We start from the raw sequence: 15,014 nt of genomic DNA on the forward strand, positions 1-15,014 counted from the left end.
CGTGTATTTTTTGTAAAAATTTCCCGTCTGGATCGCTGCGGTTCACAGGGTTGACAGGGGCCCTACGCTATCAATATACTGTATGCCGATTTTACGTCCCGTCCTCGGTACCAAATCCCAGCATTATTTGCATTTTTTACCCACAGCGAGTAGAATTTGCCACGTTTCAGGCGCGGGGTGGAGCAGCCTGGTAGCTCGTCGGGCTCATAACCCGAAGGTCGTCGGTTCAAATCCGGCCCCCGCAACCACTTTCCTATAAAGTCCTTTTTCAAATATACTGTGAAGACTTAGCGCCTTCGTAGCTGGATTTGAAAAAATTCTTTTTGAAAGTGCTCCAGGCCACAGTTGTGGCTATAGGGTTCAGTTATCTAAAGCCCCGATTTATCGGGGTTTTTTGTTATCTGACTACAGAATAACTGGGCTTTATGCCCTTTTTTTACGTCTTGGGGGTGGGCTTGTCCACATTAGACCAAAAATTAACAGAGATGATTAAAGCACCAGTCGAAGCACTGGGCTACGAACTGGTCGGCATCGAATTCATTCGCAGCCGTACATCCACGCTGCGCATCTATATTGATAGTGAAGATGGCATCAATGTTGATGATTGTGCTGATGTTAGCCACCAGGTGAGTGCGGTTCTTGATGTTGAAGATCCTATTACCGTCGCCTATAACCTGGAAGTTTCCTCGCCTGGTCTGCATCGCCCGCTGTTCACTGCTGAACACTACACGCACTACATTGGTGAAGAAGCGGCTATCGTTCTGCGCATGGCTGTACAAAACCGCCGTAAATGGCAGGGCGTTATTAAGGCCGTTGATGGTGAGATGATCACAGTAACAGTCGAAGGCAAAGATGAAGTGTTCGCGCTGAGTAATATCCAGAAGGCGAACCTGGTTCCCCACTTTTAACAGTCTGGATGAGGTGAAAAGCCCGCGATGAACAAAGAAATTTTGGCTGTTGTTGAAGCCGTCTCCAACGAAAAATCACTGCCGCGCGAGAAGATTTTTGAAGCGCTGGAAAGTGCACTGGCTACGGCAACCAAGAAAAAATACGAACAAGAGATTGATGTTCGCGTAAGCATCGATCGTAAGAGCGGCGATTTCGATACTTTCCGTCGTTGGGTTATCGTTGAAGAAGTAACTCAGCCAACGAAAGAGATCACTCTGGAAGCGGCACGTTTCGAAGATGAGAGCCTGAACGTTGACGATTACGTTGAAGATCAGATCGAATCCGTCACCTTCGACCGTATCACCACCCAGACTGCTAAACAGGTTATCGTCCAGAAAGTACGTGAAGCTGAGCGCGCCATGGTCGTTGACCAGTTCCGCGATCAGGAAGGCGAAATCGTCACTGGTGTGGTGAAAAAAGTTAACCGCGACAACATCTCTCTGGAGATCAAATCCGAAGGGCTGGCCGGTAACGCTGAAGCCGTTATCCTGCGTGAAGACATGCTGCCGCGTGAAAACTTCCGTCCGGGCGACCGTATCCGCGGCGTTCTGTACGCTGTGCGTCCAGAAGCGCGTGGTGCTCAGCTGTTCGTGACCCGTTCTAAACCTGAAATGCTGATCGAACTGTTCCGCATTGAAGTGCCAGAAATTGGCGAAGAAGTGATCGAGATTAAAGCCGCTGCCCGCGATCCGGGTTCTCGTGCGAAAATTGCGGTGAAAACCAACGACAAGCGTATCGATCCTGTCGGTGCTTGCGTCGGTATGCGTGGCGCGCGTGTTCAGGCCGTTTCGACTGAACTCGGTGGCGAGCGTATTGATATCGTTCTGTGGGACGACAACCCGGCGCAGTTCGTGATTAACGCGATGGCTCCGGCTGACGTTGCCTCTATCGTTGTAGACGAAGACAAGCACACCATGGATATCGCCGTCGAAGCAGGTAACCTGGCGCAGGCTATCGGCCGTAACGGTCAGAACGTCCGTCTGGCTTCGCAGCTGAGCGGCTGGGAACTCAACGTAATGACTGTTGACGACCTGCAGGCTAAGCACCAGGCTGAAGCCCATGCAGCCATTGATACCTTCACCAAATACCTGGACATTGACGAAGACTTCGCCACCGTTCTGGTTGAAGAAGGTTTCTCAACGCTGGAAGAACTGGCCTACGTGCCAATGAAAGAACTGCTGGAAATTGACGGTCTGGACGAAGCAACCGTTGAAGCCCTGCGTGACCGCGCTAAAAACGCACTGACCACCCTGGCACTGGCTCAGGAAGAAAGCCTTGGTGATAACAAGCCGGCTGATGACCTGCTGAATCTGGAAGGTCTTGATCGTGCGATCGCGTTCAAGCTGGCTGCCCGTGGTGTTTGTACGCTGGAAGATCTCGCTGAACAAGGCGTTGATGACCTGGCTGATATCGACGGTTTAACCGACGAGAAAGCCGGCGAGCTCATCATGGCCGCACGTAATATCTGCTGGTTCGGCGACGAAGCGTAATAAACTGTAGCAGGAAGGAACAGCATGACTGATGTAACTGTAAAAACGCTGGCTGCTGAGATTCAGACTTCCGTGGACCGCCTGGTACAGCAATTTGCTGATGCAGGGATCCCTAAGTCTGCTGATGACTCAGTGACCGCGCAAGAAAAACAAACCTTATTATCGCACCTGAACCGTGAGCACGGCTCAGCGCCTGATAAACTGACGTTACAGCGTAAAACGCGTAGTACGTTAAATGTTCCAGGTACCGGTGGAAAAAGCAAATCGGTACAAATCGAAGTCCGCAAGACGCGCACCTTTGTAAAACGTGATCCGCAAGAGGCTGAACGCCTTGCAGCGGAAGAGCAGGCACAGCGTGAAGCGGAAGAACAAGCTCAGCGTGAGGCGGAATTAGCCGCCAAACGTGAGGCAGAATTAAAAGCTGAACGTGAGGCCGCAGAAAAAGCGAAGCGCGATGCCAGTGATAAAGCGAAGCGTGACGCGGCGGAAAAAGACAAAGTGAGCAATCAACAGACTGACGAAATGACCAAAACAGCCCAGACGGAAAAAGCCCGTCGTGAAAATGAAGCTGCCGAACTGAAGCGTAAAGCGGAAGAAGAAGCACGCCGTAAGCTGGAAGAAGACGCACGTCGTGTTGCTGAAGAAGCGCGCCGTATGGCAGAAGAAAACGAGAAGAACGGCGTGAATACCGCTGAACCGTCTGAAGACAACAGCGATTACCACGTAACCACTTCTCAGCACGCGCGTCAGGCAGAAGACGAAAACGACCGTGAGGTTGAAGGTGGCCGTGGCCGTACCCGCACCGCATCCAAAACTGCGCGTCCTCAGAAGAAAGGCAACAAGCACGCTGAATCCAAAGCCGATCGCGAAGAAGCGCGTGCAGCGGGTCGCGGTGGTAAAGGTGGCAAGCGTAAAGGTTCCGCGCTGCAGCAGGGCTTCCAGAAGCCAGCTCAGGCCGTTAACCGTGACGTTATCATCGGCGAAACCATCACCGTTGGCGATCTGGCGAACAAGATGGCCGTTAAAGGCTCTCAGGTCATCAAAGCAATGATGAAGCTGGGCGCTATGGCGACCATCAACCAGGTCATCGACCAGGAAACCGCACAGCTGGTTGCCGAAGAGATGGGCCACAAAGTTATCCTGCGTCGTGAAAACGAGCTGGAAGAAGCGGTAATGAGCGACCGTGACACCGGCGCAGCAGCTGAGCCGCGTGCTCCAGTTGTGACCATCATGGGTCACGTTGACCACGGTAAAACCTCTCTGCTGGACTACATTCGTTCCACCAAAGTCGCCTCTGGCGAAGCAGGCGGCATTACCCAGCACATCGGTGCATACCATGTAGAAACCGATAACGGGATGATCACCTTCCTGGATACCCCGGGCCACGCCGCGTTTACCTCTATGCGTGCTCGTGGTGCTCAGGCAACGGATATCGTTGTTCTGGTGGTTGCGGCAGACGATGGCGTGATGCCACAGACCATCGAAGCTATCCAGCACGCGAAAGCGGCGCAGGTGCCTCTGGTTGTTGCTGTGAACAAAATCGATAAGCCAGAAGCGGACATGGATCGCGTTAAAAACGAACTGTCCCAGTACGGTGTTATGCCGGAAGAGTGGGGCGGTGAGTCTCAGTTTATCCCGGTTTCTGCAAAAGTCGGTACCGGTATCGATGACCTGCTGAACGCAATCCTGCTGCAGGCTGAAGTTCTGGAGCTGAAAGCGATTCGCAACGGTATGGCGAGCGGCGCGGTAATTGAATCCTTCCTGGATAAAGGCCGTGGCCCGGTGGCTACCGTTCTGGTCCGTGAAGGTACCCTGAACAAAGGCGACATCGTTCTGTGTGGCTTCGAATATGGCCGTGTTCGTGCAATGCGTGACGAACTGGGTCGTGAAGTGCTGGAAGCGGGTCCATCCATTCCTGTGGAAATCCTCGGTCTGTCCGGTGTTCCGGCTGCCGGTGATGAAGTGACCGTTGTTCGTGACGAGAAGAAAGCGCGTGAAGTTGCGCTGTACCGTCAGGGCAAATTCCGTGAAGTTAAACTGGCTCGTCAGCAGAAATCTAAACTCGAGAACATGTTCGCCAACATGACCGAAGGCGAAGTTCACGAAGTGAACGTCGTTCTGAAGGCAGACGTTCAGGGTTCTGTGGAAGCGATCTCCGACTCTTTACTGAAATTGTCTACCGACGAAGTGAAAGTGAAGATCATCGGTTCCGGCGTAGGTGGTATCACCGAAACCGACGCAACCCTGGCAGCAGCGTCCAACGCAATTCTGGTTGGCTTCAACGTTCGTGCCGATGCTTCTGCGCGTCGCGTGATCGAAGCGGAAAGCCTGGATCTGCGTTACTACTCCGTCATCTATCACCTGATCGACGAAGTGAAAGCAGCGATGAGCGGTATGCTGTCTCCGGAACTGAAACAGCAGATCATCGGTCTGGCTGAAGTTCGTGACGTGTTCAAATCACCGAAATTCGGTGCGATCGCGGGCTGTATGGTTACCGAAGGTAACATCAAGCGTCACAACCCAATCCGCGTATTGCGTGACAATGTGGTTATCTACGAAGGCGAGCTGGAATCCCTGCGCCGCTTCAAAGATGACGTTAACGAAGTCCGTAACGGTATGGAATGTGGTATCGGCGTGAAGAACTACAACGACGTTCGCGTTGGCGATATGATCGAAGTGTTCGAGATCATCGAAATTCAGCGTACCATCGCGTAATCTTTGTGGGCTTTTGGGCCGCAACTGCGTAGGCCGGGTAAGCGAAGCGCCACCCGGCAATAATTTTAAAAAGGGGCTTTAGCCCCTTTTTTGTCTGGAGAATTTATTATGGCGAAAGAATTTGGTCGCCCTCAGCGCGTAGCGCAGGAAATGCAAAAAGAGATCGCAATCATCCTGCAGCGCGAAATTAAAGACCCACGTCTTGGCATGATGACCACCGTATCCGGTGTCGAAGTCTCCCGCGATCTTGCCTATGCCAAAGTGTTTGTCACCTTCCTGAACGATCAGGATGAAGCGGCGGTTAAGCTGGGTATCAAAGCACTGCAGGATGCATCCGGTTTTATCCGTTCCCTGTTGGGCAAAGCTATGCGTCTGCGTATCGTGCCGGAACTGACCTTCTTCTACGACAACTCACTGGTTGAAGGGATGCGCATGTCAAACCTGGTCACCAGCGTGGTGAAGCAGGATGATGAGCGTCGTGTGAACCCGGACGATAAAAAGGAGGACTGATGAGTCGTCCTCGTCGTCGCGGTCGCGACGTGCACGGCGTGCTGCTGCTGGATAAACCTCAGGGGGCTTCCAGCAACGACGTGCTGCAAAAAGTAAAACGTCTCTACAATGCTAACCGTGCTGGACATACCGGTGCGCTGGATCCGCTGGCGACCGGTATGCTGCCGATTTGCCTGGGTGAAGCGACGAAGTTTTCCCAGTATCTGCTGGATTCGGACAAACGCTACCGCGTGATTGCAAAGCTGGGCCAGCGTACGGACACCTCCGATGCGGATGGTCAGGTAGTTGAAGAGCGTCCGGTGACGTTCAGCGCTGAGCAGCTTGAGGCTGCGCTGGAGAGCTTCCGTGGCGATACCCAGCAGGTGCCGTCAATGTATTCGGCGCTGAAGTACCAGGGCAAAAAGCTCTATGAATATGCGCGTCAGGGGATTGAAGTACCTCGCGAGGCCCGTCCGATTACGGTGTATGAGCTGCTGTTCATCCGTCACGAAGGCGATGAGCTGGAGCTGGAAGTGCACTGCTCAAAAGGCACCTACATCCGCACCATCATCGACGATCTGGGTGAAAAGTTGGGCTGTGGCGCACACGTCATTTATCTACGTCGTCTGGCGGTCAGCAAATACCCGGCTGAGCGGATGGTGACGCTGGAGCAGCTGCAGGCGCTGGTAGATCAGGCGCAGGGCGCTGAAGTCGCGGATTTGCTGGACCCTTTACTGATGCCGATGGACAGTCCTGCTTCGGACTATCCGGTGGTGAATCTGCCGTTAACCTCCTCCGTTTACTTTAAAAACGGCAACCCGGTGCGTACGGCGAGTGTGCCTGCGCAGGGACTGGTACGCGTAACGGAAGGGGATGAGAACACCTTTATCGGTATGGGTGAAATCGACGACGAAGGTCGCGTCGCACCACGTCGTCTGGTGGTTGAATATCCGGCATAAGCTGACGCCTCACCTTGCGATAAGCAGGGGAGGCGGGTAGAATATTGCGGCTTAACGTCTGGAAAATTGTTTAACAATTGACATGCGTTATACATGGGAAAGCTGAATTAGAGATCGGCTTCCTTTCATTCTTTATATTTTGGAGTTTTAAAATGTCTCTAAGCGTTGAAGCTAAAGCTAAAATCGTTTCTGAGTTTGGTCGTGATGCTAACGACAGCGGTTCTACCGAAGTTCAGGTTGCACTGCTGACTGCACAGATTAACCACCTGCAGGGTCACTTTGCAGAGCACAAAAAAGATCACCACAGCCGTCGTGGTCTGCTGCGTATGGTTTCTCAGCGTCGTAAACTGCTCGACTACCTGAAACGTAAAGATGTTGCACGCTACACCGCGCTGATCGAGCGTCTGGGTCTGCGTCGCTAAGTCTTGCGAGTTTCAGAAAAGGGGGCCTTATGGCCCCTTTTTTCAACCAGACCGCAGCAATTCACTGGAAACTAATGTATTGTTGCTATAAATGATCTTCATTGCAGAGGTTCGCGCGGCTAATGAGAGGCTTCACCCATGAGGGTGTCGGTTGTCATTAGTCGCGAGGATGCGAAGAAGGTCCGGTAAAAGTCAGCACGCCTCTGGTGTGCTGTCATTCATTTAAGAAAGGACAGAATCTTGCTGAATCCGATCGTTCGTAAATTCCAGTACGGTCAACATACCGTTACGCTGGAAACCGGCATGATGGCACGTCAGGCTACTGCTGCCGTTATGGTAAGCATGGATGACACCGCGGTATTCGTAACCGTAGTTGGCCAGAAAAAAGCAAAACCAGGTCAGGACTTCTTCCCACTGACCGTAAACTACCAGGAGCGTACCTACGCTGCCGGTAAAATCCCGGGTGGTTTCTTCCGTCGTGAAGGCCGTCCAAGCGAAGGCGAAACCCTGATTGCGCGTCTGATTGACCGCCCGGTTCGTCCGCTGTTCCCGGAAGGCTTCGTGAACGAAGTCCAGGTTATCGCCACCGTTGTTTCCGTTAACCCACAGGTTAACCCGGACATCGTTGCGATGATCGGCGCATCTGCAGCCCTGTCCCTGTCTGGTATTCCATTCAACGGTCCTATCGGTGCTGCGCGCGTTGGTTACATCAATGACCAGTACGTTCTGAACCCAACTCAGGACGAGCTGAAAGAGAGCAAGCTGGATCTGGTAGTTGCCGGTACAGAAGCTGCGGTACTGATGGTTGAATCCGAAGCAGAACTGCTGAGCGAAGACCAGATGCTGGGCGCTGTGGTATTTGGCCACGACCAGCAGCAGATCGTTATCCAGAACATCAACGACCTGGTGAAAGAAGCCGGTAAACCACGTTGGGACTGGCAGCCAGAAGCAGTAAACGACGCGCTGAATGCACGTGTTGCAGCCCTGGCAGAAGCACGTCTGAGCGATGCTTACCGCATCACCGACAAGCAGGAACGTTATGCTCAGGTTGACGTCATCAAATCTGAAACCATCGCTACGCTGGTTGCAGAAGATGAATCCCTGGACGCTAACGAGCTGAGCGAAATTCTGCACGCTATCGAGAAAAACGTTGTTCGTAGCCGCGTTCTGGCAGGCGAGCCGCGTATCGATGGCCGTGAAAAAGACATGATCCGTGGTCTGGATGTGCGTACTGGCGTTCTGCCACGTACTCACGGTTCCGCACTGTTCACCCGTGGTGAAACGCAGGCACTGGTTACCGCGACCCTGGGTACTGCCCGTGACGCACAGAACATCGATGAACTGATGGGCGAGCGCACTGACAGCTTCCTGTTCCACTACAACTTCCCTCCGTACTCCGTAGGTGAAACCGGTATGGTTGGTTCGCCGAAGCGTCGTGAAATTGGTCACGGTCGTCTGGCGAAGCGCGGCGTGCTGGCTGTAATGCCAGATGCTGATAAATTCCCGTACACCGTTCGCGTGGTTTCTGAAATCACCGAATCTAACGGTTCTTCTTCCATGGCTTCCGTGTGTGGTGCTTCTCTGGCACTGATGGACGCGGGTGTTCCTGTGAAAGCAGCCGTTGCGGGTATCGCGATGGGTCTGGTGAAAGAAGGCGACAACTACGTTGTTCTGTCTGACATCCTGGGCGACGAAGATCACCTGGGTGATATGGACTTCAAAGTTGCGGGTTCCCGCGAAGGTATCTCTGCCCTGCAGATGGATATCAAAATTGAAGGCATCACCAAAGAGATCATGCATGCTGCGCTGAACCAGGCGAAAGGTGCACGTCTGCACATCCTGAGCGTGATGGAACAGGCGATTAACGCGCCGCGTGGCGACATTTCTCAGTTCGCACCACGTATCCACACTATCAAGATCAGCCCGGACAAGATTAAAGACGTTATCGGTAAAGGCGGTTCTGTTATCCGTGCTCTGACCGAAGAGACCGGCACCACCATCGAAATCGAAGATGACGGTACTGTGAAGATCGCAGCGACCGACGGCGAGAAAGCGAAATTCGCTATTCGTCGTATCGAAGAGATCACTGCAGAGATCGAAGTGGGCCGTATCTACAGCGGTAAAGTGACCCGTATCGTTGACTTTGGCGCATTCGTTGCCATCGGTGGCGGTAAAGAAGGTCTGGTTCACATCTCTCAGATCGCTGACAAGCGCGTTGAGAAAGTGACCGATTACCTGCAGATGGGTCAGGAAGTTCCGGTTAAAGTTCTGGAAGTTGACCGCCAGGGCCGTATCCGTCTGAGCATTAAAGAAGCGACCGAGCAATCCTCTGCCGCTGCGCCGGAAGCTCCGGCAGCAGAACAGGGCGAGTAAGGTTGCCTTTTGCCCTCCGCGCAAGCGGGGGGCTTGTTATCAGGCAGGACGCCTTGTTGAGCCGCCGGGGGACAGGACGTTCATCCAATAGTTGTCTTCGGGAGTGGGAAATGAAGCCTTTTCTGCGCTGGTGTTTCGTTGCGACAGCTTTGACGCTGGCAGGATGCAGCAACTCTGCCTGGCGTAAAAGTGAAGTCCTCGCAGTGCCACTGCAACCGACTTTGCAGCAGGAAGTGATTCTGGCACGCATGGAACAAATTCTTGCCAGTCGGGCTTTAACCGATGACGAACGCGCACAGCTTTTATATGAGCGCGGAGTGTTGTATGATAGTCTCGGTCTGAGGGCACTGGCGCGAAATGATTTTTCACAAGCGTTGGCAATCCGACCGGATATGCCTGAAGTATTCAATTACTTAGGCATTTATTTAACGCAGGCAGGCAATTTTGATGCTGCCTATGAAGCGTTTGATTCTGTACTTGAGCTTGATCCAACTTACAACTACGCGCACTTGAATCGCGGGATCGCCCTGTATTACGGCGGTCGTGACAAGTTAGCGCAAGATGATCTGCTGGCGTTTTATCAAGACGATCCTAACGATCCTTTCCGTAGCCTGTGGCTTTTCATTGTTGAGCAGAAGCTCGACGAAAAGCAGGCTAAAGACGCGTTAAAGCAACGCTTCGAAAAATCGGACAAGGAACAGTGGGGATGGAATATTGTCGAGTTCTACCTGGGCAACATCAGCGAAGCAACGCTGATGGAAAGGCTCAAGGCAGACGCAACGGATAACACCTCGCTCGCTGAGCATCTCAGTGAAACCAACTTCTATTTAGGTAAGTACTACCTAAGTCTGGGGGATATGGACAGCGCCACGGCACTGTTCAAATTAGCGGTCGCTAATAACGTACACAACTACGTTGAGCACCGTTATGCATTGTTGGAATTATCGCTCTTGGGCCAGGAGCATGACGACCTGGCAGAATCGGACCAGCAATAGCTGACGACATAAACATCAGCCCGTAATCATTTTTTGATTGCCATCATCTTAACGGGTGAGGGCGTTGTTGTTCGTCAATACACCTACTTTGAGCCGGTTCACACTTTTAATGAAAATTACCGAAAATTTTCACGACGAGTTATGTAGACTGGCCGCCATTGACATTGAGGCACTCGTACTACATGGCTGAATTCGAAACCACTTTTGCAGATCTGGGCCTGAAGGCTCCTATCCTTGAAGCCCTTAACGATCTGGGTTACGAAAAACCATCTCCGATCCAGGCAGAATGTATCCCACATCTGCTCTCTGGTCGTGACGTGCTGGGCATGGCCCAGACTGGTAGCGGTAAAACTGCAGCATTCTCGCTGCCGCTGCTTAACAACATCGATCCGGACCTGCGCGCACCGCAGATCCTTGTACTGGCTCCGACCCGTGAACTGGCTGTTCAGGTTGCGGAAGCTATGACTGAATTCTCTAAACATATGCGTGGCGTAAACGTGGTTGCCCTGTACGGCGGCCAGCGTTACGACGTGCAGTTACGCGCCCTGCGTCAGGGCCCACAGATCGTCGTCGGTACGCCGGGTCGTCTGCTGGATCACCTGAAGCGCGGTACGCTGGATCTCTCTAAACTGAGCGGTCTGGTTCTGGATGAAGCTGACGAAATGCTCCGCATGGGCTTCATCGAAGACGTAGAAACGATTATGGCGCAGATCCCGGAAGGTCATCAGACCGCTCTGTTCTCTGCAACCATGCCGGAAGCGATCCGTCGCATTACCCGCCGCTTCATGAAAGAGCCGCAGGAAGTGCGCATCCAGTCCAGCGTAACTACTCGCCCGGACATCAGCCAGAGCTACTGGTCTGTATACGGTATGCGTAAAAACGAAGCGCTGGTGCGTTTCCTGGAAGCAGAAGATTTTGATGCGGCGATTATCTTCGTTCGTACCAAAAATGCGACCCTGGAAGTGGCTGAAGCCCTGGAACGTAGTGGCTACAACAGCGCCGCGCTGAACGGCGACATGAACCAGGCCCTGCGTGAGCAGACTCTGGAGCGTCTGAAAGACGGTCGTCTGGATATCCTGATTGCAACCGACGTGGCAGCACGTGGTCTGGACGTAGAACGTATCAGCCTGGTTGTTAACTACGACATCCCAATGGACTCCGAGTCTTACGTTCACCGTATCGGCCGTACCGGTCGTGCAGGTCGTGCGGGCCGTGCGCTGCTGTTCGTTGAGAACCGTGAGCGTCGTCTGCTGCGTAACATCGAACGCACCATGAAACTGACCATTCCAGAAGCTGACCTGCCAAACGCAGATCTGCTGGGCAAACGCCGTCTGGAAAAATTCGCCGCTAAAGTACAGCAGCAGCTGGAAAGCAGCGATCTGGATCAGTACCGTGCGCTGCTGGCGCAGATTCAGCCGACCGCCGAAGGCGAAGAGCTGGATGTCGAAACGCTGGCCGCTGCACTGCTGAAGATGGCGCAGGGCGAACGTTCTCTGATCGTACCGCCAGATGCACCGATGCGTCCTAAGCGTGAATTCCGTGACCGTGACGATCGTTTCGAACGTCGTGGCGACCGTAACGATCGTGGCCCGCGTGGCGACCGCCCAGAGCGTGGTGGTGAAGACCGTCCACGTCGCGAACGTCGTGATGCTGGCGAAATGGAACTGTACCGCATTGAAGTGGGCCGTGATGATGGTGTTGAAGTTCGTCATATCGTTGGCGCGATCGCTAACGAAGGCGACATCAGCAGCCGTTACATCGGTAACATCAAGCTGTTCGGTACTCACTCTACCATCGAGCTGCCAAAAGGCATGCCGGGCGAGGTTCTGCAGCACTTTACCCGTACCCGCATCCTGAACAAGCCGATGAACATGCAGCTGCTGGGTGATGCTCAGCCGCGTCCGGACCGTGGTCCGCGTCGTGATGGCGATCGTCCTGCTGGCCGTGGTTTCGGCGGTGAGCGTCGTGAAGGCGGCCGTGGTCCTCGTCGTGAAGGCGCTGCACCGGGAGCAGGTCGTTTCAGCGGTGAGCGTCGCGAAAGCCGTGGCCCACGTCGCGAAGATGGCCCAAGCCGTCGCCGTGACGCGTAAGCCTTACGCTTCAGTCGTAAAGTAAAATATACAGCCCCGATATTCTTATCGGGGCTTTTTTTATTCCCTTTGTACTATTGTACTGGTACAGTGCAGCACATTAAAATGCAGGTCCCAAATTATTGACTGGAGAAAAGGCTGTATGGCGACACTAACCACCACCCAAACGTCACCCTCACTGCTCGGCGGTGTGGTGATTATCGGCGGCACCATCATAGGCGCGGGGATGTTCTCTCTGCCGGTGGTCATGTCCGGGGCGTGGTTCTTCTGGTCGCTGGCAGCGCTGGTCTTCACCTGGTTCTGCATGCTGCACTCCGGCCTGATGATCCTTGAGGCTAACCTCAACTACCGCATTGGTTCGAGCTTCGACACCATCACCCGCGACCTGCTGGGCAAACGCTGGAATGTCGTCAACGGCATCTCCATTGCCTTCGTGCTTTATATCCTGACCTACGCCTATATCTCGGCGAGCGGTTCGATTCTGCATCACACCTTCTCAGAGATGTCGCTGGATGTGCCGGCGCGCGTGGCGGGGTTGTGCTTTGCCCTTGGCGTGGCGTTTATCGTCTGGATGAGCACCAAAGCGGTGAGCCGGATGACGGCCATTGTGCTGGGCGCGAAGGTCATCACCTTTTTCCTGACCTTTGGCAGCCTGCTGGGACACGTTACGCCAGCGACCCTGTTTAACGTGGCACAGAGCAACACCTCATACTCCCCGTATCTGCTGATGACCCTGCCGTTCTGTCTGGCCTCGTTTGGCTACCACGGAAACGTCCCAAGCCTGATGAAGTATTACGGCAAAGATCCGCGCACCATCACCCGCTGCCTGGTCTATGGCACGCTGCTGGCGCTGGGGCTGTATGTGATTTGGCTGCTGGGGACAATGGGCAACATCCCACGTCCGGAATTCATCGGCATTGCGCAGAAGGGCGGTAACATTGATGTGCTGGTGCAGGCGCTGAGCGGGGTGCTGAACAGCCGTAGCCTGGATCTGCTGCTGGTGATCTTCTCCAACTTCGCCGTGGCGAGCTCATTCCTCGGCGTGACCCTGGGCCTGTTTGACTATCTGGCCGACCTGTGTGGTTTTGATGATTCAGCCCTGGGGCGTCTGAAAACCGCGCTGCTGACCTTCCTGCCGCCGGTGATCGGTGGCCTGCTGTGGCCAAACGGTTTCCTGTATGCCATTGGCTATGCCGGGCTGGCGGCGACCGTCTGGGCGGCGATTGTCCCGGCGCTGCTGGCACGCAAATCTCGTAAGCGCTTCGGTAGCCCAAAATTCCGCGTCTGGGGCGGTAAGCCGATGATTGCGCTGATTCTGGTGTTCGGCATTGGCAACGCAGTGGTCCACGTGCTGTCGACCTTTAATCTGTTGCCTGTTTACCAGTAAACACATTGCCCGGTGGCGCTTCGCTTACCGGGCCTACATGGAGCGCGTAGGCCGGATAAGGCGAAGCCGCCATCCGGCAAAAAGGCTACCCCACCAACTCTTCTTTCACCTGCATTGCCAGATCGAACGAATGCAGGCGCGCCTGATGATCGAAAATCTGCCCGTTCACCATGATCTCATCGGCCTGCGTCTCGCGCAGCACCGCTTCAAGCCCGTGACGCACCTTCGCTTTGTCCCCTACCAGCGACATGCTTAACGCCTGCTGGACGCCATACTGCTCTGAGGCCGACCACAGCTGATGGATATTCTCCACCGGTGGTGGCAGCTGGCCCGTCTCGCCGCGACGCAGCTTCATAAAGGCCTGCTGCATGGAGGTAAACAGGAATTCCGCATCGCGATTGCTGTCGGCCGCAATGATGTTGATGCACACCATCGCGTACGGTTTTTCCAGCCGCGCCGAGGGCTTAAAGTTCGTGCGATAAAGATGCAGCGCCTGATGCAGCATGTCCGGCGCAAAGTGTGAGGCGAAAGCAAACGGCAGGCCCAGCTGTGCGGCCAGTTGCGCGCTGTAGAGGCTGGAGCCTAAAAGCCAGACCGGGATCTGCTCGCCGTAGCCCGGCACCGGACGCACCTGCGGGTTCGGGTCGTGGGCGTCAAACCAGTCCACCAGCTCTGCCACGTCGCGCGGGAAGTTATCGATATCCCCGCTCATATGGCGACGCAGCGCGCGCATGGTCGGCTGATCGCTGCCCGGCGCACGGCCCAGACCCAAATCGATGCGGCCCGGGTAAAGGGTGTTGAGGGTGCCAAACTGCTCGGCAATCACCAGCGGGGAGTGATTAGGCAGCATCACGCCGCCAGAGCCTAAATGCAGCGTGGTGGTATTCGCCGCCAGATAGCCGAGCAGCACCGAGGTGGCCGCACTGGCGATACCGACCATATTGTGATGCTCCGCCAGCCAGTAGCGATGGTAGCCGCGCTGTTCAGCCAGGCGGGCGAGATCAAGAGAGTGTGAAAAGGCTTCCCGTGCCGAGGAGCCTTCAGGGATCGGCGCCAGGTCCAGCACCGAAAACGGAATGGATTTATCAGTCATAACAGCTCACTTTGTCGACGGTGAATCTTTAATAGTGCATTAAAATTTCACAG

12 protein-coding genes and 1 tRNA gene are annotated in these 15,014 nt (G+C 54.3%); 12 read left to right on the forward strand and 1 reads right to left on the reverse strand.

Annotated elements, in window-relative coordinates; translation table 11 throughout:
• Nucleotides 1-171: 171 nt before the first annotated feature.
• The 12 genes from K5I40_RS11305 (at nucleotide 172) to mtr (ending at nucleotide 13,868) form a co-directional block, all read left to right on the forward strand.
• Nucleotides 172-248, forward strand: a tRNA-Met gene (locus K5I40_RS11305).
• A 207-nt stretch (nucleotides 249-455) separates the two neighbouring features.
• Nucleotides 456-908, forward strand: a complete 453-nt coding sequence (gene rimP / locus K5I40_RS11310) for a ribosome maturation factor RimP (protein WP_032614627.1) — start codon at nucleotides 456-458, stop codon at nucleotides 906-908.
• Nucleotides 909-935: 27 nt separating this feature from the next.
• Nucleotides 936-2,438 (forward strand): transcription termination factor NusA, encoded by a 1,503-nt coding sequence (gene nusA, locus K5I40_RS11315; RefSeq protein WP_039031652.1) that lies wholly within the window; start codon nucleotides 936-938, stop codon nucleotides 2,436-2,438.
• 24 nt (nucleotides 2,439-2,462) lie between these two features.
• Nucleotides 2,463-5,153, forward strand: coding sequence for a translation initiation factor IF-2 (gene infB / locus K5I40_RS11320; RefSeq protein WP_039031653.1), 2,691 nt, complete (start codon nucleotides 2,463-2,465; stop codon nucleotides 5,151-5,153).
• Between the two features lie 108 nt (nucleotides 5,154-5,261).
• Nucleotides 5,262-5,663, forward strand: coding sequence for a 30S ribosome-binding factor RbfA (gene rbfA / locus K5I40_RS11325; protein ID WP_039031654.1), 402 nt, complete (start codon nucleotides 5,262-5,264; stop codon nucleotides 5,661-5,663).
• Complete coding sequence (gene truB / locus K5I40_RS11330; RefSeq protein WP_223074550.1) at nucleotides 5,663-6,601, forward strand: tRNA pseudouridine(55) synthase TruB; 939 nt, start codon at nucleotides 5,663-5,665, stop codon at nucleotides 6,599-6,601. Before rbfA ends, truB begins: the two co-directional genes overlap by 1 nt.
• Nucleotides 6,602-6,753: 152 nt before the next feature.
• A complete protein-coding gene (rpsO, locus tag K5I40_RS11335) occupies nucleotides 6,754-7,023 on the forward strand; it encodes a 30S ribosomal protein S15 (protein ID WP_032614416.1) in 270 nt (89 codons plus the stop codon).
• A 240-nt stretch (nucleotides 7,024-7,263) separates the two neighbouring features.
• Entirely contained in the window at nucleotides 7,264-9,396 is a 2,133-nt protein-coding gene (pnp, locus tag K5I40_RS11340) for a polyribonucleotide nucleotidyltransferase (RefSeq protein WP_039031656.1), read from the forward strand.
• 110 nt (nucleotides 9,397-9,506) lie between these two features.
• On the forward strand, nucleotides 9,507-10,391 hold the full coding sequence (gene nlpI / locus K5I40_RS11345; protein ID WP_039031657.1) for a lipoprotein NlpI: 885 nt from the start codon (nucleotides 9,507-9,509) through the stop codon (nucleotides 10,389-10,391).
• 109 nt (nucleotides 10,392-10,500) lie between these two features.
• The gene (gene yrbN, locus K5I40_RS24130; RefSeq protein ID WP_138370335.1) at nucleotides 10,501-10,581 is read left to right on the forward strand and encodes a protein YrbN; all 81 of its coding nucleotides are present in this window, start codon (nucleotides 10,501-10,503) and stop codon (nucleotides 10,579-10,581) included.
• Nucleotides 10,574-12,481 carry a DEAD/DEAH family ATP-dependent RNA helicase gene (locus K5I40_RS11350; RefSeq protein WP_039031658.1) on the forward strand — a complete coding sequence of 636 codons (1,908 nt, stop codon included), beginning with the start codon at nucleotides 10,574-10,576 and terminating at the stop codon, nucleotides 12,479-12,481. The genes yrbN and K5I40_RS11350 overlap by 8 nt, the downstream gene beginning before the upstream one ends.
• Nucleotides 12,482-12,623: 142 nt before the next feature.
• Nucleotides 12,624-13,868 carry a tryptophan permease gene (mtr, locus tag K5I40_RS11355; RefSeq protein ID WP_223074551.1) on the forward strand — a complete coding sequence of 415 codons (1,245 nt, stop codon included), beginning with the start codon at nucleotides 12,624-12,626 and terminating at the stop codon, nucleotides 13,866-13,868.
• An 85-nt stretch (nucleotides 13,869-13,953) separates the two neighbouring features.
• Here mtr and K5I40_RS11360 read toward each other — a convergent pair whose 3' ends face one another.
• Nucleotides 13,954-14,961 carry a luciferase-like monooxygenase gene (locus tag K5I40_RS11360; RefSeq protein WP_223074552.1) on the reverse strand — a complete coding sequence of 336 codons (1,008 nt, stop codon included), beginning with the start codon at nucleotides 14,959-14,961 and terminating at the stop codon, nucleotides 13,954-13,956.
• Between the last annotated feature and the right edge of the window lie 53 nt (nucleotides 14,962-15,014).

It is taken from the genome of Leclercia sp. LTM14, from assembly GCF_023736175.1.
Lineage (GTDB): Bacteria > Pseudomonadota > Gammaproteobacteria > Enterobacterales > Enterobacteriaceae > Enterobacter > Enterobacter barmai.